This window comes from Tsukamurella hominis, from assembly GCF_965137015.1.
GTDB lineage: Bacteria > Actinomycetota > Actinomycetes > Mycobacteriales > Mycobacteriaceae > Tsukamurella > Tsukamurella hominis.
This window is the reverse complement of sequence record NZ_CBCRZG010000006.1, coordinates 191,419-208,973: the sequence shown is the minus strand read 5'-3', so window position 1 is coordinate 208,973 and position 17,555 is coordinate 191,419. Positions and strand designations below refer to the sequence as shown.

Below are 17,555 nucleotides of genomic sequence, written 5' to 3'. Positions count from 1 at the left end.
ATGGCCGCCGATCCGTTCGGTACCGCCGCGCTGCGCCGCGCGACCCTCGCCGCCTGGCGCGATTCACCCACCCGCGCCGCCGAGGATCTCGCCGCCGAACGGGACCTGGTCACCGTCGGCTACCGCGACCGCGTCGCCGTCGAGCTGGCGCAGAACGCCGCCGACGCCGCCACCGCCGCCGGGATCCCCGGCGAACTCGCCGCCTGGGCCGAGGCCGACGGGGTGCACGTCGCCAACACCGGCGCGCCGCTGTCGAAGTCCGGGGTCGCCTCCCTCGCCGCGCTGCGCGTCTCGCCCAAGTCCGACGGTGCCTCCGTCGGCCGGTTCGGGGTCGGCTTCGCCGCCGTTCTGACGGTGACCGACGAGGTCGAGATCCGCTCGGCCGAAGGTGGTATCGCCTTCTCCGCCGAGCGTTCCCGCGCGGACGCCGGGCTGGACGACGTCGCCGCGATGCGCCTGCCGTACCCCGTCGACACGCCGCCGCGCGCGGGTTTCGCGACCGAGGTCGTGCTCGTCGGCGCCGACCCCGCGCTGCTCGCCGAGTTCGCGGACCAGGCCGCGGATCTGCTGCTCGACCTGCCCGCGCTCGCGGCGGTCACCGTCGGCGAGGAGCGGTTCGCGGCCCCCGATCTCGTCGTCGGGCACGGCCCGCACGCGCGCTGGGTGATCGGCGCGGACGCGCGGTACCTGCATGCGCCCACCCGCACCGACGAGCCCCTGACCCTGCCCGTGCGGGTCATCGCCGACCTGCCGACCACGCCCGACCGGCGCCGCCTGCACCCCGACGCGGACGTCGCGCTCGCCGCCCGCGGCTACGCCGCCTTCGTCGCCGCGCAGCCCGACCCGATGCCGCTGCTGCCGCCGCGCCGGCCGCCCGCGGGCCCCGTCGACGCGCTGCTGCGGGAGGCGATCGACGACGAGCTGCGCGGGCACGCCTGGGTCCCCGGGCCCGACGGTGCGCGGCTGCGCCCGGACCGCGCCGCGGTGCTGCCCGGGCTCACCGCCGAGCTGAATACTCTTTTGTGCGAGGCGCTTCCGCTGGTCCCGCCCGAGTACTCGTCGGCGCCGGACGCGGCGCGCCTGGTGGCGCTCGGCGCCCGCGAGCTGACCGCGGCGGACCTCGCCGACGCGGCGCCGCGCGACCGCGATCCGGCCTGGTACGGCGAGCTGTACGCCGCCCTCGACGCCGCGCGGCTCTCCGCCGACGACCTGGGCGCACTGCCCGTCCCGCTCGCCGACGGCCGCGTGGTCACCGGGGCGCGCGGCGCGAGCCTCGTGGCGGGCGACGCCGATGCGCTGGCGCTGGTCACGTGGGCCCGGATCGTGCACCCCGCGGCGGCGCACCCGCTGCTGGAGCGGGCGGGCGCGCGGCGGCTGAGCCCCGCGGACCTGCTCGGGGATCCCGCGTTGCGCGAGGAGGTGGGCCGCATCGACTGGGAGGCGGGCGCCGGCGACGAGGACCTCGAGCTCACCGAGGCCGTGCTGGGCCTGCTCGGCGACGGCGGCACCGTCGGGCCCACGTGGCTCGGCGCGCTCCCCGTCCCGGGCGACGACGGTGCGCTGTACCCCGCGGACGAACTCCTCGCCGCGGCCGCGCCGCTGCGGGAGGCGCTGGGCGAGGACCACCCGTACGGCACCGTCGACCCGGATTTCGAGGCGCGGTACCCGGCGCAGGCGCTGCGGGCGATCGGCGTCGGCTGGTCGTTCGGGGTGCTCCGAGAGCCGCTCCCGACCGGGCCCGACGCGACGCTCGACGGCGCGGAGGACTGGTGGGCGCAGCTCCCGGCCGAGCCCGACGAGCTCGTCGCCGTCCGGGACCTGGACCTCGTCGAGCACTGGGAGCCCGCGTACGCGCTGCTCGCGGAACTGCCGGGCGTGCTGGACGATCCGGACGGCTACACGGCCTGGTGGCTGCACACCCGCACCGAGCTGGGCCGGCTGCGATCGCCCGACGACGAGGCCTTCGCCGGTCTGCTCGACCCGTGCACGCACCCCGCCGCGCCGCGGCTGCGGGCCGCGCTGCTGCACGCCGTGCGGACCGACGCCGACGCGCAGGTGCTGGCCGACGCCCTCGCCGACCCCGCCCGCACGCCCACCCCCGCCGTGGTGATCGCGGCGCACCGCGCGATCGCGGGGCACCGGCTCGCGGAGCTCCCCGCCCGGGTCCGGGGCATCGACGGCGAGGTGCTCGACGCCGACGACGCCGCGGTGCTCGACGTGCCGTACGCGCGGTTCACCGCGTCGGGCCTGGTCTTCGGCGGGCTCGACGTGGCCGCGGACCTCGCCGACACGCTGGACCTGCCCCTCGCAGGCGCCGAGCCGGTCGAGATCCTGGGTGGTGGCGCGCGGTTCGCGCGCGGCGCGCATCCCGGTGTCACCCTCGCGCAGGCGCTCGGCGAACTGCCCGACGCGGCGGAGGTGCACGTCCACGACGAGCTCGTGGTCGTGGTCGGCGGGGCCGAGCGCCGCGTCCCGTACGTCGTGACGGACGGCGTGCTCCACGTACAGTCGAGACGGTGGTGACCGACGGCGACGCATGGCCCAATCCCGTCGATCGGGGAGCGCTCGACTGGATGCTCTCGATCCGCGGCGACGCGCTGACCGCGGTGATGCGCGTGATCACGACGGTGGGCAACACCGCCTCGATGTGGGCGATCGGCATCGCCGGGTTCCTCTACCTGCTGGTGCGCCGCAGGGAACGGGTATGGGCGCTGTACTGCGGCCTGACCCAGTTGTTCGGGCTCGGGTTGATGGTCGTGCTCAAGGATCTCTTCGGGCGGGAGCGGCCGCCCGTGCCGCCCCGGCTGGTGGTGATCTCGTCGGAGAGCTTCCCGTCCGGGCACGCGCTCAACTCGATGGTGGTCCTCGGGACCTTCGCCGTGGCGGCCCACGCTCTCACGGGCCGACGGTGGCCGTTCGCAGCCGCGCTGCTCGGAACGTTCGCGATCGGCCTGAGCCGGGTGTACCTGGCCGCGCACTGGCTCCTCGACGTGCTCGCGGGCTGGGCGATCGGCGCGATCGTGATCGCGCTCGGGCTGGCTGTGCTGCGGCTCACACGAGGCCGCGCTGCGCCCCCCGATCGCCGCGCAGGGCCGCCCTCCGCTGCAGGGTGAGGACCGCGGCCCCGAAGAGCCCCACCCCCACGCCGGAGGCGCACACGATCCACGCGTCGCCGAAGGTCTCGCGGGCCAGGAGCGCGATGACGAGGGCGACTGCGAACGCAACGGTCCCGGCGATGACGACGGGCCGCGGCTCCGTCGCCGCGCGGGGAAGTGCGGGCGCCGCGACGGCGTTTCCCGGCTCGTTCCCTTGAAGGTTCATCGTTACTCCCGGGGTTCATGCGCGGAATTGCACTTAGCAGATGTACTCTAGCGCCGTGACTGACAATGACGATCGGCTGGCGGGAGATCTTGCTCTCGCCACCGTGCGGTTCGCCCGCCACCTTCGCGGCCGGCGTCGCGATTCGCTCGTCTCTTTGACGCAGCTGTCCGCGCTCAACGCGCTCGCGAACGACGGGCCGCTCACGCCCGGGCAACTCGCGGCGCGCGAGCGCGTGCAGCCGCCGTCGATGACGCGGGTCATCGCGTCCCTCGCCGACCTGGGGCTGGTCCGGCGCGCCCCGCATCCCACTGACGGCCGCCAGGTGATCGTCAGCCTCTCCGACGAAGGCGAACAGATCATCACGGGCGAGGCCCGCGCGCGCGAGGCATGGCTGCGCGGCAAGCTCGACGACCTTTCTCCCGAGCAGCGCGCGACGCTCGGCGACGCGGTGGGAATTCTCAACGGCCTCATCGCCGCCGAAGAGAAGCAAAGCTGAATCCCATCGATTTCCCATCGAATATCGAACGGCCCTCTCGGATTGATTCCGAGAGGGCCGTTCCTTTTCCGGTATTGATTCGTCAGGTTCCTCGTTCTTTCAGAACGTGGTCCCGAGTTCCGGCTGCCGGTCCGTGCGGAAAACCGACAGCGCGCCGAAATCGCCCGCGATCCGGCCGGCCCGCGCCATCGTGTCCGGTGTCACAGCGCCGAGGTACAGGCCCGCGAGCGTGGGGCCCGTCAGGGAGACCGACGGTGCCTCATCCGTCGGGCGGCACGTCGCGACGCCGCCGTAGACGGTGAGCCGGTACGCGGCGCCGTCCACGCCGAGCACGAGCTCGCCGTCGGCCTCGTACGTGCGGGCCTCGAGTGCCGCGGGCACGTCGAGGAACGCCAGCCACAGCCGGTCCTTGCGGGCAGTGACCTTGACCGAGCGCGGGTCGACGAGCATCTCCCGCAGCGGGTGGTCCGGCGGCAGGTCGACGGTCACCTCGTCGAAGGTGTCGAGCCCGAGCACGGTCTGCCACAGGTCGGCGGCCGCCTCGGCGGTGAGCGCCTTGACGTCCTCGATCTCCGCGCGGTCCTTCTCGTCCACCCGATAGGTCGCGTAGCCGTCGGGGTGCACCAGGAACCGGCGGGCCGAGCCGCCCCAGCGCGCCCACTCCGGGTCGGCGTGGAAGAGCTCCCAGAACTGTTCCGCCGACGCGGATCCCGCCGTGGCGGCGTGCCAGCGGCGGTACAGGTCCTCGACGGCCTCGCGCGCCGCGGCGGCGCCGGTGATGCGGGTGCGGAGCGGGCCGGGGAGCGGGTCGCGCAGCCGCGCGGTGCGGCGGGCGATGGTCACCTCGTCGATGTACGTGGCCACGCCGTAGCCGAAGCGCTCGTAGATCGTGCCCTCGCTCGCGGTGAGGATCGCGACGGCGTTGCCGGCGTCCCGATAGCGGGAGTGCAACTCGTCCATCATCTTCCGCAGCACGCCGATGCGGCGGTGGCTGGGCGCCACCGACACCCAGGTGACGCCGGGAGCGTCGAGCTGCGCGCCACCGGGCACCGTCAGCGTGAGGGCGAAGGAGCCCGCCACGCCGACGAGCGCGCCGTCGGTGGTGTCGCGGGCCACGACGAACCGGTCCAGGTCCAGGGTGCGCCGGATGAGCGGGGCGGCTTCGGCTTCGAAGGGGGAGCCGAAGGCGTGTACGTCCTGCGCGTACATCTCGGGCCAGTCGGCTTCGGTGGCGGTACGGATCTCGATCACGTAGTTCGATATTAGGCTGGTGGGGTGCCGGCGCAACCGATTTATCCGATTCACGACGCGGATGACCCGCGGCTCAGCGACTTCCGCGACCTGTCCGCCGCGGACAAGCGGCCCGACCTCGCGCGCGGCGTGGTGCTGGCCGAGGGTGTGCCCGTGGTGGAGCGGATGCTGGCCTCGCGGTTCGTGCCGCACGCGATCATGGGCGTCGAGTCCAAGCTGGCGCGGCTGGAGGGCCTGGCGCCCGACGTGCCGCGGTACCTGGTGACCGCCGACCTCATGGCGCGGGTGGTGGGTTTCCACCTCAACCGCGGGGTGCTCGCCGCCGCCCGCCGGCCCGCGCCGCTGGAGGCCGGGGAGCTCCTCGACGGTGCGCGCACCGTCGTCGTCCTCGAGGGCGTCAACGACCACGAGAACCTCGGCTCGATCTTCCGCAACGGCGCGGGCCTCAGTGCCGACGCGGTGCTCTTCGGGCCGCGCTGCTCGGACCCGCTGTACCGGCGCGCGGTGCGGGTGTCCATGGGCCACGTGCTGCTGGTGCCCTTCGCGCACCTGCCCGCGTCCGGCTGGCCGGCAGAGGGATTGGGCGTGCTGGCGGAGCACGGATTCCGGACGGTGGCGCTCACGCCGTCGGGGGAGGCGACGGTGGCGGAGGCCGTGCACGGCGGTCCTCCCCGGGTGGCGTACCTGGTGGGCGCGGAGGGGCCGGGGCTCGACCCGGAGACGATGGCCGCGGCGGACGTGCGCGCGCGGATCCCCATGTCCCGCGGCACCGATTCGCTCAACGTCGCCACCGCGGCGGCGCTGGCCCTGTACGAGCGCGCCCGCACGTGACCGGCCCCCGCTACACGCCCTGGATCACCGGCACCGCGGTCGCGGTGGTGGTGGCGCTGCTCGCGGGCGGCGTGCTGTCGGGGTTGTTCGTGGCGGTGATGGCGGTCAACAGGTGGCTCGGGCTGTTCCTGCTGGCGCTCGGGACGGCGGGCGCCGTGCCGGTGCTGACCGCGTACCGTCGGCGCCCCGTGGCCCGGTGGTTCTGCGCGGGCTTCGCGGGGGCGATGGTGATCGCCTGGCTCGGGGCCGTCGTGGCCCTCTCCAGTGGGCTGGTCTGAGAACCCGGCGGAAAACTTAGGACTACTATCGGACGAGTGCCCAGCGTCTTCGTTTCCCTGCGAACGAGGAACTACCGGCTCTGGGCGGGCGGCCAATCGGTGAGCCTGGTGGGCACGTGGATGCAGCGCGTCGCCGAGGACTGGCTGGTGCTCGACCTCGCGCACGGCCGAGGCTGGGTGCTCGGCGTGGTGATGGCCCTGCAGTTCGGGCCCACGCTGTTGCTCTCCGCCTGGGCGGGCCTGCTCGCGGACCGCTACGACAAGCGCCGCGTGCTCATGTGCACGCAGACCGCGGCGGCGGCGTGTGCGGCGGTCCTGGCGGTGCTGACGCTCACCGGGGTGGTCGCGCTGTGGCACGTCTTCGTGCTCGCGTTCGTCTTCGGCTGCGTGACGGCGATCGCCGGGCCCTTCCGGCAGGCCTTCACGATCGAGATGGTGGGGCCGGAGCTGCTGCCGAACGCGATCGGCCTGAATTCGATGGTGTTCAACGCCGCCCGCATCGTGGGTCCAGCGATCGCCGGCCTGCTCATCGCCGGCGTCGGCACCGGCTGGGTGTTCGCGGTGAACGCGGTGTTCACGGGCGCCATCGTCGCGGCGCTGCTGGCTATGCGGGTGGGGGAGCTGTTCCCGTCGCCGCCGGTGGAGCGCGCCCGCGGGCAGCTGCGGGCGGGGTTCGCCTACGTGCGGCGGCGCCGCGAGCTGGCGCTGGTGATGATCGCGGTCTTCTTCGTCTCCACCTTCGGCATCAACTTCCCGCTGGCGCTGTCGCTGCTGGCGCGCCAGGGCTTCGGGCTGGGCGCCGACGCCTACGGGCTGCTGTCGACGCTGCTCGCCGTCGGCACGCTCACCGGCGCGCTGCTTGCGGCGAAGCGGACGGGCATCGCCTCGCTGCGCACCTGCCTGGTGGGCGGCTGCGCCTTCGGCGTGGCGTCCGTGCTGGCGGGGCTGGCGCCGTGGTTCTGGCTCGTGGCGGTGCTGCTGACGCTCGTCGGGCTGCTGCAGATGGCCTTCACCACCTCCGCGATGAGCATCATGCAGCTGTCCGTGGACCCCGAGTACCGCGGCCGCGTGATGGGCATCTACATGCTCGCCTTCCTCGGCGGCACGCCCCTGGGCGCGCCGCTGCTCGGCGCCATCGCCGACGTGACCACGCCCGCCGCGCCGCTGCTCGTGGGCGGCGTGATCTCCGCGGTCACCTGCGCCCTGTGCGGCGCCTACGCGCTCCGACGGTCCGCCGCCGCCGAGGCGTTGCGGGGAGCGCCGGCCGGGGAGGCCGCTGCGCGCGGGGAGCAGTAGTCGCGCTGAACAGCGATGCGCTGCGCGCATAACGCCTGCTCGGTTGCCTCTCTGTGCTCGTGCCCTGCGTGAGATGCAGCGCTCCGCAGTCAACTCGGGTGCGGATGGCCTGCCGTCGCCGTTGTGCCCGGCCGGGTTGCTGCGGACGGCGATACCCTGAATGCGCGATCTGGCTATTTCGATGTTGTGATCCTGCATCAAGGTTCCGACTGACGGCTACGGCGCGGTCGCTGTGAACAACGACGAGGCGGTGACATCATCAGGCCGAACAAGTCGATGCCGGGACGGCGTCGCGTACATATCCTTGCGGCGGCGGCGGCGGCGCTCGCGGTCGCCGGCATCGTCCGTGCGCTGTGGGTGGAGGCCGACAAGCGTTCCGCGATCGAATGGTCCGGCCTCGCTGCCTACGTGAGCCCGGGCGATATCGCGTGGCTGGAGTCGTACTCGGCGCCGGACGGCCAGACGTACCGCTACTTCGCGCGCATCCCCGCGAGTCGGATGGGGCCCGAAGCGCTCGGCCGCGCCGCGACCGAGGACCACTTCCTCGTGCGTGACGAGATCCGGCCCCACGGGGTGAACGACTCCGTCTCGCGCACGATCTCCTATTTCCGGAACGGCGCCGAACTCGCGGACAGGGAGGTCGCACTCCTCGTCGGAGTCTCGAACGCGGACACGGCGCTCGCCGGGTGAGCGAGGGCCGGGCCGGCGTGCTTATGCAGGTTCTGCATAGGCACCGCGCAAAGGAACGTCGCTCCGCACAGCCGGACTCCTGACGACTGCGGGGCGATCAGAAACCGACGGAGCTGCGGCGCCGGGCTCAGAGGAGGACGCGGACGAGGGACTGGTCGTCGGGTGCGAGAACGGGCCGGATCTTGGTGTCGAGGGTGACAAGCACGGCCGCGTGTTGCGCTACGAGGTTCACGAGATGGAGGTCGGTGACCTGCTTGTGGCCGGCGAGACCCACGAGATCGATGGACGGGCCGGCGAGCGATGAGTCGTCCGGCACGAATTCGGCACGTTCGTCCGCGCGCAGGGAGGCGAGCGACGCGAGCGCCTGCTGCGCAGTGACGGCGGTCCCCATGACGGCCCGGTTCAGCGCCATCCGGACGAGCCCGGCCTCGGTGATCGGTGTGGTGGCGAAGCGTGCGGTGGACTCGAACCAGCCGCGAGCCGTGTCGTGATGGACGTGATTGGCGCTGACGAGAGCGACGAGGACGTTCACATCCGGAAGTTCGAGCTCAGTCATCGAGCATCGCGTCCTCGACCATCTCATTGGTGATGACATGGTCGGGCGCCGACGGGAGCAGGACCAGGCCGCGACGGGACGGCTCAGGGCTCGTCGCAGTGCCTTCGAGTCCAACAGTGGCCAAGTACGACACTGCATCCCCGATGCTCGTGTTCAGCCCGGCGTTCACCCGCGCTCGCGCAGCGGCGAGAACGCGGGGGCTGATGTCGAGCGTCGTCCTCATGAGATCAGGATACGCGCGCATCACGCATCACGCATCGAACTAGTCACACGGTGAGCCAGAATCAGAAACCGAAGAAGCTGCGGACCTTGCCGCGGTCCTCGTAGCCGGGGTCGGGCTGCTCGACCGGGGGCTGCGGCGCACCGTCGGTCTGGGTCTGGGCCTGGGCCTGCTGTTGCTGGGAGGCGGGGACGAAGTCGATGACCTGGATGCGGGCCGGATCGAGGTCCGTGAGCGCGAGCGGGTGCGTGAACCGGAAACCGAGGATCTCGCGGTTCGCCTGCTCCGCGAACTCCATCGGGTGGAAGGGCAGGGCCCGCGGGTCGGGAACGACGCCCTCGGCGTAGGTGAGGGGGTGCTCGCCGGCCCAGAAGGGCCCCTCGAACAGCTCGGGCAGGCCCTCGTCCTCCAGGATGTCGACGGGGTGCGCGGAGAACGACCGCTTGGGCGCACCGTCGGCGCGCAGCGCGAAACCGCCGACCGCCCGCTCCGGGGCCGCGACCAGCAGGAACGCGCGGTGCGCGGGCATCAGGTTCCACCAGGATTCGTCGAGCTCGCTCGGTTTGTCCACGCGCAGGCCGGCGTGCGTGACCACGGTCAGCCCGCCCCAGGCGGCCACGTAGACGTGCCCGGGCAGCGGGTCCGCGGCGCGGGCCAGGGACTCGGGGCGCCCCACGACGGGCTCGCCGAGCACCTGCTCGGCGATCGCGCGGGATGCGGCCTCGTCGGGCCGGCCGACGATCGCGAGAATGCCTTTCGGCTCCGCGACGTCGATGAACCAGAGCGTCGCAGCTGTCGCGCCCACGACCTACCCGTTCTTCCCGCCGCGGACGCCGAGGAGCACGTCCTCCCACGACGGCATCTCCGGATGCCGGCGGCCGTGCTGGCCCGCCGCAGCCGCGGCCGCGGGCGCCTGGGCGGGACGACGCTCGGAACGCTCCTCGACGGTGCCCTCGACGACGGGGCCCGGGGCCACGGGCCCGGGGACCGCGCGCAGCGGCTCGTCGGCGGAGCGGTCGATGCTCCGCAGCCCCTGCCGCGCATCGGGATCGAGCAGGCCGCGGGCCGTCTCGTCGACGGGGCTGGCGGTGCCGCCGTGCGCGCCCGGCGCGTACTTGAAGTGCGCCTGGTTGCGCGACTTGCCGACGCTCCAGCTGATCGAGACCACCCAGCGGTTGTCGGCGCCCTTGAAGGCGTCCCACTCGGTGGTGTCGGCGTGGCCGCGCTCGGCGAGCGCCGTGCGGATCACCTCGGCGAGGGTCGCGTGCATCGGGCCGTCGCCGCGCACGGGATGGGCCAACTGCGCCATCTCCGCAGCGCGCGAACGCTCCAGTAGCACCGGGCCCGCGAAGCGCTTGATCCGGTGATTCGGGGCACCCGTGAACTCTGCGATCTCCTCGATCGTGGCGCCGGCGCGGATGCGGGCCTGGATCTCCCGCGGCGACAGGTCGGCGCCCAGCTCGATCTCGGTCTGGGTGCCGCCTTCTAGTTCACCGCTCACGGCCGCCTTCAAGGTGTCGTCGATCGGCAGGCGGAAACGTCCCGCGGGGCCTTCGCAGACCACAGACGTCCCGTCGTCGTCCAGTCCCACAACCCGCAGTTCCTGCATGGTGCAAGGGTAGTTGTTCGATTCGCTACGCGTCGGCCGACACGCGCTCGACCACGAAATCGATGCACTTGGTCAAAGCGGTGACGTCCTCGGGATCGATCGCCGGGAACATGCCGATGCGGAGCTGGTTGCGGCCCAGCTTGCGGTACGGCTCGGTGTCGACGATGCCGTTCGCGCGCAGCGTCTTGGCCACGGCGGCGGCGTCGATCTTCTCGTCGAAGTCGATGGTGCCGACGACCTGGCTGCGCAGCGCCGGATCGGTGACGAAGGGCGTCGCGAACTCGCTGGCCTCGGCCCACTGGTACAGGCGGTCGCTCGAATCCTTGGTGCGCGAGACGGCCCAGTCCAGGCCGCCGTTGCCGTTCATCCACTCGATCTGATCCGCGAACAGGAGCAGCGTCGCCAGCGCGGGGGTGTTGTAGGTCTGGTTCTTGCTCGAGTTGTCCACCGCGATGGGCAGCGAGAGGAACTCGGGGGTGTAGCGGCCCGAGGCCTTGATCTCCTCGACGCGCGCCAGGGCCGCGGGGCTCATCAGCGCGACCCAGAGGCCACCGTCGGCGGCGAAGCACTTCTGCGGCGCGAAGTAGTAGACGTCGGTGTCGGCGACGTTCACCGGCAGGCCGCCGGCGCCCGACGTGGCGTCGATCGCGATGAGCGCGTTCTCGCTGCCCGCGAGGCGGCTGACCGGCACCGCGACACCCGTCGAGGTCTCGTTGTGCGCCCAGCCGATGAGGTCGACGGTGCCGTCGGCCACCAGCTCGGGGGCCGAGCCCGGGTCGCTCGAGACGACGATCGGGTCGCCGATGAACGGGTTGCCCTTGGCGACGCTCGCGAACTTGTTGCTGAACTCGCCGTAGGTGAAGTGCTGGCTGCGCTCGCGGATCAGGCCGAAGGCGGCGGCGTCCCAGAAGGCGGTGGTGCCGCCGTTGCCGAGCACGACCTCGTAGCCCTCGGGGAGCGAGAAGAGATCCTTCAGGCCCTCGCGCACGCGGCCCACGACGTTCTTCACCGGGGCCTGGCGGTGGCTGGTGCCGAACACCGAGGCGCCGGTGTCGACGAGCGACTGCAGCTGCTCGGGGCGGACCTTGGACGGGCCGCAGCCGAAGCGGCCGTCGACGGGCTTGAGCGCGGCGGGAATCTCGATCGTCATGCCCTAAATCCTAATGGTGTCCCACCCGGGCACGTCCTCCGGCTGCCGCGGGCCGTGCCCGGTGTACTGGGCGGACGGGCGGATCAACTTGTTCGCCCGCTTCTGCTCGAGGATGTGGGCGCACCAGCCGGCGGTCCGCGCGCAGGTGAACATGGCGGGCATCATCCGCGGCGGGACGCCCGCGTAGTCGAGGATCACGGCCGCCCAGAACTCGACGTTCGTCGAGATCGCGCGGTCCGGCCGCCGCTCCGCGAACAGCGCGTTCGCCTCGCGCTCCAGCGCCGCGGCGGCCTCGTAGCGGGGCGCGTGCAGGTCGCGGGCCACCGCGCGGAGCACATCGGCGCGCGGGTCCTCGGCGCGGTAGATGCGGTGGCCGAAGCCCATGATCCGCTCGCCGCGGTCCAACCGGGAGGCCACGACTCCGCGGGGGTCGTCGGTGCGGACCACCTCGTCGAGCATCGGCAGCACGCGCGACGGTGCGCCGCCGTGCAGCGGGCCCGAGAGCGCGCCGACCGCGCCCGAGAGGGCCGTCGAGACGTCGGCCCCCGTCGACGCGATGACCCGCGCCGTGAGCGTCGACGTGTTGAGGCCGTGCTCGGCGGCCGCGACCCAGTAGGCGTCGATCGCGCGCACGTGATCCGGGTCGGGCTCGCCGTGCCAGCGGGTCATGAACCGGTGCGTGATGGTGGGGGACTGGTCGATGATCCGCTGCGGCACCGCCGGGCGCTCGAGGCCGCGGGCCGACTGGGCGACGAAGCTCAGCGTCATCACCGAGGCGCGCGCCAGGTTCTCGCGGGCGGTGGCGTCGTCGATGTCGAGCAGCGGCTCGAAGCCCCAGAGCGGGCCCAGCATCGCGAGGCCGGCCTGCGCGTCGACGCGGACGTCGCCGCTGTGGATGGGCAGTGGGAAGGGTTCCGCCGCGGGTAGCGGGTTGCCGAACTCGCCGTCCACCAGCAGGCCCCACACCTGGCCGTAGGCGACCCGGTCGCGCACCAGGTCGGCCACGTCGACGCCGCGGTACCGCAGCACCCCGCCCTGCTTGTCCGGCTCCGCGATCTCCGTGGAGAACGCGACGACGCCTTCGAGCCCACCCGGAATCTCAGTCATGCTGTGCAGCCTAATGAGTAGTCTCGGCTTCGTGGACCTGACGGCGATGCGCGAGAAGTACGACGGCGACTCCTTCGACCTCCAGCCCGAGGACCTGGCGGGAGGCTGGGTGCCGCTGTGGCGGTCCTGGTTCGACGAGGCCGTCGCCGCCGGCGCGCCGGAGCCCAACGCGATGGTGCTCGCCACCGTCGACGAGACCGGGCTCCCGGCCACCCGCACCGTGCTGTGCAAGGGCCTCGACGAGCGGGGCGTGGTGTTCTACACCAACTACGGATCCGACAAGGCCCGCGCCGTCGAGGCGAACCCCGTTGCCGCCGTGACCTTTCCGTGGATCGCGATCCACCGGCAGGTGCACGTGCGCGGCGCCGTCACCAAGGTCACCCCGGAGGAGACCGCCGCCTACTGGACCGAGCGGCCGCGGGGCTCGCAGCTCGGGGCGTGGGCCTCGGACCAATCCCGGCCGGTCGCCTCCCGCGCCGCGATGGCGGAGCGCTTCGCCGAGGTGGAGGCCCGGTTCGAGGGGCAGGACGTGCCGGTGCCGCCGGAATGGGGCGGCTACCGGATCGCGCCGCAGGTCGTCGAGTTCTGGCAGGGCCGGGAGAACCGGGTGCACAACCGGGTGCGGCTCGTCGCGCCCGACTACGCGCCGTTCCGCCTGCAGCCCTAGAGACCGCTGTGGGTGATCCCGCCGGCCACCAGCGTGAGGTCGACGGGCATGGTGCGCAGGCGTTCCGGCGTCGGGTCGGCGCCGAGGGCCACCAGGTCGGCGGGCTCGCCGACCGCGATCCGAGACCGCGCCGAGAGCCGCAGCGCGGTCTCCGCGTCGACCGCCTCCCACGGCTGCCACGGCGGATCTCCGTCGCGGGTGCGGGTCACGGCGGCGGAGATCGCGAACCACGGGTCCAACGGCGTGACCGGCGCGTCCGAACCGAACACCACCTCGACGCCCGCGGCCACGAGCGAGCCGACGCGGAAGGCGTCCGCGGCGCGGTCGCCCCAGAATCGTGCGACCAGGCCGCGGTCGTCGAGCATGTGCTCCGGCTGGATCGACGCGCCGATCCGCAACGCCGCCATCCGCGCCAGATCCGCCTCGGTGAGCAACTGCGCGTGCTCGATGCGCCCGCGCACCCCCGCCTCGGCGAAGGCGTCGAGCGCCAGCGCGTTGGCCGCGTCGCCGATGGCGTGGATCGCCGGGGTCAGGCCCAGCGCGGCGCCCCGGCGCAGCAGCCCGACGAGGCGCTCCGGCGGCACCTCCAGCACGCCGCGATCGGTCGTGCCGGGGTACGGCGCGTGGCAGAACGCGGTTCGCGTGCCGAGGGAACCGTCGGTGATGACCTTGAGCGGGCCCACCCGGGCCAGGCCGTTGATCGGGGCGCCCGTGCCGGCGCCGCGGGCCTCGGCGGCGTCGAGGTGCTGCGGGTACACGCCCGCGTCGACCCGCACGGGCGGGGCGGGGCGTCGCTCCCAGGCGCCGACGGCATCGTCGAAATCCAGGTCGACGAGGCCGACGACGCCCCGTCGACCGAGGCCGGCGAGCGCCTCGATCACCCAGGTGTCGGCGCGATCCGCGACCAGCGACTCGACGCGGGTCGCCGCGGCGAAGCTGGCCGCCTCGCGGAGCATGCCCGTCTCGTCGAGGTCGATGCCGAGGAGCCGGCCGAGTGCCGCGTTCGACCAGGAGCTGTGCAGGTCGGAGGAGACGACCATGACGGGCACGTCGGGCGCGATCTCGTCGAGCAGCAGGCGCGACGGTGCGCCGTCCCAGATCCCGTCGCGCATGCCGACGGCGACCACGGGCAGGCCCGGCTCCGCGTCCGGGAGCGCGGCGCGGACCAGCGCGGCCACCTCCTCCGGGCCGGTCGCGGACCGCACGTCGATGCGGCGCGTGGAGACGGCCCACGTCCGCACGTGCACGTGCTCGTCCCACAGGCCGGGGATCAGGCGGCGGCCGTCGAGGTCGAGCACGTCGCCCGCGGGGCGGGTGGCGCCGGCGGGGGAGAGGGCGGCGATCCGGCCCCCGGCGATGTCGACGTCCACGAGGGCGTCGCCGTCGATGCGTGCGCGTGCCAGCCTCATCGGCGCCACGGTAGCGGGTGCGCGCGGGGTCGCGGGAGATGCTGAGGTAGTCGTAGGATCTTTCGAGTGCCGAGACTCCTGGCCGACACGCGGCCACTCCAGAACCCCGACTACCGGCGACTGTGGTGGACCGGGATCGTCACCGTCATCGGCGCGCAGCTCACCGCGGTCGCGGTGCCGGCGCAGATCTACGCGATCACCGGATCGTCCGCATACGTCGGCCTGACCGGCATCTTCGGCCTGGTCCCGCTGGTGATCTTCGGCCTGTGGGGCGGCGCGATCGCCGACGCGCTGGACCGCCGGCTGGTCATCATCGGCACCACCCTCGGGCTCGCGGGCACCGCCCTGCTGCTCGCGCTGCTCCCCGATAACGTGTGGCTGATCCTCGGCGCCTTCGCGCTGCAGCAGGCCTTCTTCGGCGTGAACCAGCCGACCCGGTCCGCGATCTACGCGCGGCTGGTGCCGCCGGAGCAGCTGCCCGCGGCCAATTCGCTCAACATGACCGTGATGCAGTTCGGTGCCATCGCCGGCCCGATGCTGGGCGCTCCGCTCATCCCGGTCATCGGCGTGCACTGGCTGTACGCGCTCGACGCGGCCTCGCTGATGGTCACGCTCTGGGCCGTGTGGAGGCTGCCCTCGATCAAGCCGGAGGACAAGGGACAGTCGCTGGGCTTGCGCTCCGTGATCGACGGCTTCCGGTACCTCGCGGGCCACAAGGTGCTGCTCATGAGCTTCGTGGTCGACATCATCGCGATGGTCTTCGGCATGCCGCGCGCCCTGTTCCCGCAGATCGCACACGAGAACTTCGGCGACCCGATCGAGGGCGGTGTCGTGTTCGGCGCGCTGTTCGCGGCGATGTCGGTGGGCGCGGTGCTCGGCGGCGTGCTCTCGGGCTGGACGTCGCGGGTCTCGCGGCAGGGCCTCGCGGTGGTGGTGATGATCGTGCTGTGGGGTCTCGCGATCGCCGGCTTCGGCGTCGCCGCGCACGTCAGCTGGCTGTGGGCGGCGCTGGTGCTGCTCGCGCTGGGCGGCGCGGCCGACATGTTCTCGGCGGCCTTCCGCTCGACGATGCTGCAGGAGGCCGCGACCGACGACGTCCGCGGGCGCCTGCAGGGCGTCTTCACCGTGGTCGTGGCCGGCGGGCCGCGCATCGGCGACGCGCTGCACGGCGCGGCGGCCGCTTCCGCCGGCGCGGCGATGGCCGCGGCCGGCGGCGGCGTGCTGGTCATCGTCTTCACCGTGCTCGCGGCGTTCGCCGTGCCCGCCTTCGTGCGCTACCGCGTCCTGCGCTGAATCAGCCGGCGGGGGTCGCGCGGACCACGAACCGCCGCGTCCACCACAGCGCCGGGCGCAGCAGGAGCGAGCGCAGGGGGCCGCCGTACTTCGCCAGCGTCGCCGCGGTCACGCGCCGCAGCTCCGCGGGGTCGTCGACCAGGGTGAAGGTCACCGGTAGCGACGTACCGTCCGCCGCGATCGCACCCGCCGGCGTGCGGATCGCGCGCCGCAGCCACATGCTGCGTTCGCGGCGCTGGCTGCGGATGTAGACGCGACCGCCGACCACCGTCGCGCCGACGGGCGTGGCGATGGACCGTCCGTCGCGGGTGACGGTGCGCAGCTCCACCGTCTCGGTGCGGGCGATCGCCGCGAGGGCGGCCTCCACGGTCGACATCAGACGGGGAAGGCGATGCCGGTGAGCTCCTCCGACACGGCCCACAGGCGGCGCTGCAGGTCCAGGTCGTAGGACTGCTCGCTGGACGCCACGACCTTCGGGGCGCCGCGGCGCTCGCCGAGGCCGTCGGGGCCGTAATACTGGCCGCCGAGCGCGCCGGGATCGGTGGCGGCCCGGAGCTGGGGGAGCGCGCCGTGCTCCGCATCGTGCGAGAACAGCGGCGCGAAGGCCTGCGCCTTCTGCAGCACGGCCGGGAGGTTGCGGACCAGCTCGGTGTCGGCGATGCCGGGGTGCGCAGCCAGCGCGACGGTGCCGCGCTCGGCGCCGCGGGCCTCGAGGCGGCGCTGCAGCTCGTAGTGGAAGAGCAGGTTCGCGAGCTTGCTCTGCCCGTAGGCGGCGACGCGGTCGTAGGAGCGCTCCCACTGCAGGTCGTCGAAGTGGATGGCCGCGCGGATGCGGTGCGCGATGCTGGCGACGGTCACCACGCGCGAGCCGGGCACGTCCAGCAGCAGGTCGAGCACCTGGGCGGTCCATGCGAAATGGCCCAGGTGGTTGGTGCCGAACTGCAGCTCGAAGCCGTCGGTGGTGGTCTGCTTCGGCGGGTACATGACGCCGGCGTTGTTGATCAGCAGATCCACGCGCGGGGTCGATTCCCGCAGCTCCGCCGCGGCGTCGCGGACCGAGGCGAGCGAGCCCAGGTCGAGGCGCTGGACACGGACCGTCGCGCCCGGGGCGACGGCGGCGATGCGCCGGGCGGCGTCGGCGCCCTTGTCGGTGTTGCGCACCGCGAGGACGACCTCGGCGCCCTTCTGGGCGAGCACCCGGGCGGTCTCGAAGCCGAGCCCGGTGTTCGCGCCGGTGACGACGGCGACCCGTCCGGCCTGGGTGGGGACGTCGTTCTCGGTCCAGCTCATGTGCGCTCCTCGGGAGTCCGCGACGGGTTAAGAGACCGTCGGTCTGTTGGGTGCCTCCACGGTAAAAGACCGTCGTTCTGTTGTCAATAGA

20 protein-coding genes are annotated in these 17,555 nt (G+C 73.0%); 9 read left to right on the top strand and 11 right to left on the bottom strand.

Translation table 11 applies throughout. The features are described 5' to 3' along the window. Together ACM9LD_RS11035 and ACM9LD_RS11030 are read left to right on the top strand one after the other, a co-directional pair. Positions 1-2,523, top strand: a complete 2,523-nt coding sequence (locus ACM9LD_RS11035) for a sacsin N-terminal ATP-binding-like domain-containing protein (RefSeq protein ID WP_415676701.1) — start codon at positions 1-3, stop codon at positions 2,521-2,523. Further along, a complete protein-coding gene (locus ACM9LD_RS11030; RefSeq protein ID WP_415676700.1) occupies positions 2,517-3,113 on the top strand; it encodes a phosphatase PAP2 family protein in 597 nt (198 codons plus the stop codon). Before ACM9LD_RS11035 ends, ACM9LD_RS11030 begins: the two co-directional genes overlap by 7 nt. Here ACM9LD_RS11030 and ACM9LD_RS11025 read toward each other — a convergent pair. Further along, positions 3,052-3,321: a DUF2530 domain-containing protein gene (locus tag ACM9LD_RS11025; protein WP_415676699.1), complete on the bottom strand. Its 270-nt coding sequence runs from the start codon at positions 3,319-3,321 to the stop codon at positions 3,052-3,054. The two genes, ACM9LD_RS11030 and ACM9LD_RS11025, sit on opposite strands and share 62 nt — an antisense overlap. Before the next feature lie 55 nt (positions 3,322-3,376). Between ACM9LD_RS11025 and ACM9LD_RS11020 the strand changes: the two genes are divergently transcribed. Beyond that, positions 3,377-3,817 (top strand): MarR family winged helix-turn-helix transcriptional regulator, encoded by a 441-nt coding sequence (locus ACM9LD_RS11020; RefSeq protein ID WP_415676698.1) that lies wholly within the window; start codon positions 3,377-3,379, stop codon positions 3,815-3,817. Between the two features lie 99 nt (positions 3,818-3,916). On the opposite strand, the gene ACM9LD_RS11015 is transcribed toward ACM9LD_RS11020, so the two are convergent. Then, entirely contained in the window at positions 3,917-5,068 is a 1,152-nt protein-coding gene (locus ACM9LD_RS11015) for a GNAT family N-acetyltransferase (RefSeq protein WP_415676697.1), read from the bottom strand. Between the two features lie 24 nt (positions 5,069-5,092). Between ACM9LD_RS11015 and ACM9LD_RS11010 the strand changes: the two genes are divergently transcribed. From ACM9LD_RS11010 to ACM9LD_RS10995, 4 genes are all read left to right on the top strand, one after another. Then, on the top strand, positions 5,093-5,899 hold the full coding sequence (locus ACM9LD_RS11010; RefSeq protein WP_415676696.1) for a TrmH family RNA methyltransferase: 807 nt from the start codon (positions 5,093-5,095) through the stop codon (positions 5,897-5,899). Continuing rightward, positions 5,896-6,177: a DUF2537 domain-containing protein gene (locus tag ACM9LD_RS11005; RefSeq protein ID WP_415676695.1), complete on the top strand. Its 282-nt coding sequence runs from the start codon at positions 5,896-5,898 to the stop codon at positions 6,175-6,177. The genes ACM9LD_RS11010 and ACM9LD_RS11005 overlap by 4 nt, the downstream gene beginning before the upstream one ends. A 36-nt stretch (positions 6,178-6,213) precedes the next feature. Beyond that, complete coding sequence (locus tag ACM9LD_RS11000; protein ID WP_415676694.1) at positions 6,214-7,473, top strand: MFS transporter; 1,260 nt, start codon at positions 6,214-6,216, stop codon at positions 7,471-7,473. Positions 7,474-7,749: 276 nt separating this feature from the next. Further along, a complete protein-coding gene (locus ACM9LD_RS10995; protein ID WP_415676693.1) occupies positions 7,750-8,163 on the top strand; it encodes a hypothetical protein in 414 nt (137 codons plus the stop codon). A 127-nt stretch (positions 8,164-8,290) separates the two neighbouring features. Here ACM9LD_RS10995 and ACM9LD_RS10990 read toward each other — a convergent pair whose 3' ends face one another. From ACM9LD_RS10990 to ACM9LD_RS10965, 6 genes are all read right to left on the bottom strand, one after another. Further along, positions 8,291-8,719, bottom strand: a complete 429-nt coding sequence (locus ACM9LD_RS10990) for a TA system VapC family ribonuclease toxin (protein ID WP_415676692.1) — start codon at positions 8,717-8,719, stop codon at positions 8,291-8,293. Then, on the bottom strand, positions 8,712-8,942 hold the full coding sequence (locus ACM9LD_RS10985) for a hypothetical protein (RefSeq protein WP_224650021.1): 231 nt from the start codon (positions 8,940-8,942) through the stop codon (positions 8,712-8,714). The genes ACM9LD_RS10990 and ACM9LD_RS10985 overlap by 8 nt, the downstream gene beginning before the upstream one ends. 61 nt (positions 8,943-9,003) lie before the next feature. Beyond that, a complete protein-coding gene (locus tag ACM9LD_RS10980; protein WP_415676691.1) occupies positions 9,004-9,744 on the bottom strand; it encodes a DUF6928 family protein in 741 nt (246 codons plus the stop codon). Between the two features lie 3 nt (positions 9,745-9,747). Next, positions 9,748-10,548, bottom strand: coding sequence for a septation protein SepH (gene sepH, locus ACM9LD_RS10975; RefSeq protein ID WP_415676690.1), 801 nt, complete (start codon positions 10,546-10,548; stop codon positions 9,748-9,750). Between the two features lie 25 nt (positions 10,549-10,573). Then, positions 10,574-11,698, bottom strand: a complete 1,125-nt coding sequence (gene serC, locus ACM9LD_RS10970) for a phosphoserine transaminase (RefSeq protein WP_415676689.1) — start codon at positions 11,696-11,698, stop codon at positions 10,574-10,576. Positions 11,699-11,701: 3 nt separating this feature from the next. Then, positions 11,702-12,805 carry a citrate synthase 2 gene (locus ACM9LD_RS10965; protein WP_415676688.1) on the bottom strand — a complete coding sequence of 368 codons (1,104 nt, stop codon included), beginning with the start codon at positions 12,803-12,805 and terminating at the stop codon, positions 11,702-11,704. A 46-nt stretch (positions 12,806-12,851) separates the two neighbouring features. Between ACM9LD_RS10965 and pdxH the strand changes: the two genes are divergently transcribed. Then, positions 12,852-13,472 carry a pyridoxamine 5'-phosphate oxidase gene (gene pdxH / locus ACM9LD_RS10960; RefSeq protein WP_415676725.1) on the top strand — a complete coding sequence of 207 codons (621 nt, stop codon included), beginning with the start codon at positions 12,852-12,854 and terminating at the stop codon, positions 13,470-13,472. Here the strand turns inward: pdxH and ACM9LD_RS10955 are convergent. Then, entirely contained in the window at positions 13,469-14,881 is a 1,413-nt protein-coding gene (locus tag ACM9LD_RS10955; protein ID WP_415676687.1) for an amidohydrolase, read from the bottom strand. The genes pdxH and ACM9LD_RS10955 overlap by 4 nt on opposite strands. Before the next feature lie 66 nt (positions 14,882-14,947). On the opposite strand from ACM9LD_RS10955, the gene ACM9LD_RS10950 reads away from it, so the two are divergent. Further along, positions 14,948-16,174, top strand: coding sequence for an MFS transporter (locus tag ACM9LD_RS10950; protein ID WP_415676686.1), 1,227 nt, complete (start codon positions 14,948-14,950; stop codon positions 16,172-16,174). Between the two features lies 1 nt (position 16,175). On the opposite strand, the gene ACM9LD_RS10945 is transcribed toward ACM9LD_RS10950, so the two are convergent. Continuing rightward, positions 16,176-16,550, bottom strand: a complete 375-nt coding sequence (locus ACM9LD_RS10945; protein ID WP_415676685.1) for a DUF2255 family protein — start codon at positions 16,548-16,550, stop codon at positions 16,176-16,178. Beyond that, positions 16,550-17,464: an SDR family NAD(P)-dependent oxidoreductase gene (locus ACM9LD_RS10940; RefSeq protein WP_415676684.1), complete on the bottom strand. Its 915-nt coding sequence runs from the start codon at positions 17,462-17,464 to the stop codon at positions 16,550-16,552. Before ACM9LD_RS10940 ends, ACM9LD_RS10945 begins: the two co-directional genes overlap by 1 nt. Positions 17,465-17,555: the final 91 nt, after the last annotated feature.

Bases quoted from the DNA above. Each gene is read 5' to 3' on its own strand.
- ACM9LD_RS11035 (WP_415676701.1), top strand. From the start codon at position 1: ATGGCCGCCGATCCGTTCGGTACCGCCGCGCTGCGCCGCGCGACCCTC.
- ACM9LD_RS11025 (WP_415676699.1), bottom strand. From the start codon at position 3,321: ATGAACCTTCAAGGGAACGAGCCGGGAAACGCCGTCGCGGCGCCCGCA.
- ACM9LD_RS10995 (WP_415676693.1), top strand. From the start codon at position 7,750: ATGCCGGGACGGCGTCGCGTACATATCCTTGCGGCGGCGGCGGCGGCG.
- ACM9LD_RS10990 (WP_415676692.1), bottom strand. From the start codon at position 8,719: ATGACTGAGCTCGAACTTCCGGATGTGAACGTCCTCGTCGCTCTCGTC.
- ACM9LD_RS10985 (WP_224650021.1), bottom strand. From the start codon at position 8,942: ATGAGGACGACGCTCGACATCAGCCCCCGCGTTCTCGCCGCTGCGCGA.
- sepH (WP_415676690.1), bottom strand. From the start codon at position 10,548: ATGCAGGAACTGCGGGTTGTGGGACTGGACGACGACGGGACGTCTGTG.
- serC (WP_415676689.1), bottom strand. From the start codon at position 11,698: ATGACGATCGAGATTCCCGCCGCGCTCAAGCCCGTCGACGGCCGCTTC.
- ACM9LD_RS10965 (WP_415676688.1), bottom strand. From the start codon at position 12,805: ATGACTGAGATTCCGGGTGGGCTCGAAGGCGTCGTCGCGTTCTCCACG.
- pdxH (WP_415676725.1), top strand. From the start codon at position 12,852: ATGCGCGAGAAGTACGACGGCGACTCCTTCGACCTCCAGCCCGAGGAC.
- ACM9LD_RS10955 (WP_415676687.1), bottom strand. From the start codon at position 14,881: ATGAGGCTGGCACGCGCACGCATCGACGGCGACGCCCTCGTGGACGTC.
- ACM9LD_RS10945 (WP_415676685.1), bottom strand. From the start codon at position 16,550: ATGTCGACCGTGGAGGCCGCCCTCGCGGCGATCGCCCGCACCGAGACG.
- ACM9LD_RS10940 (WP_415676684.1), bottom strand. From the start codon at position 17,464: ATGAGCTGGACCGAGAACGACGTCCCCACCCAGGCCGGACGGGTCGCC.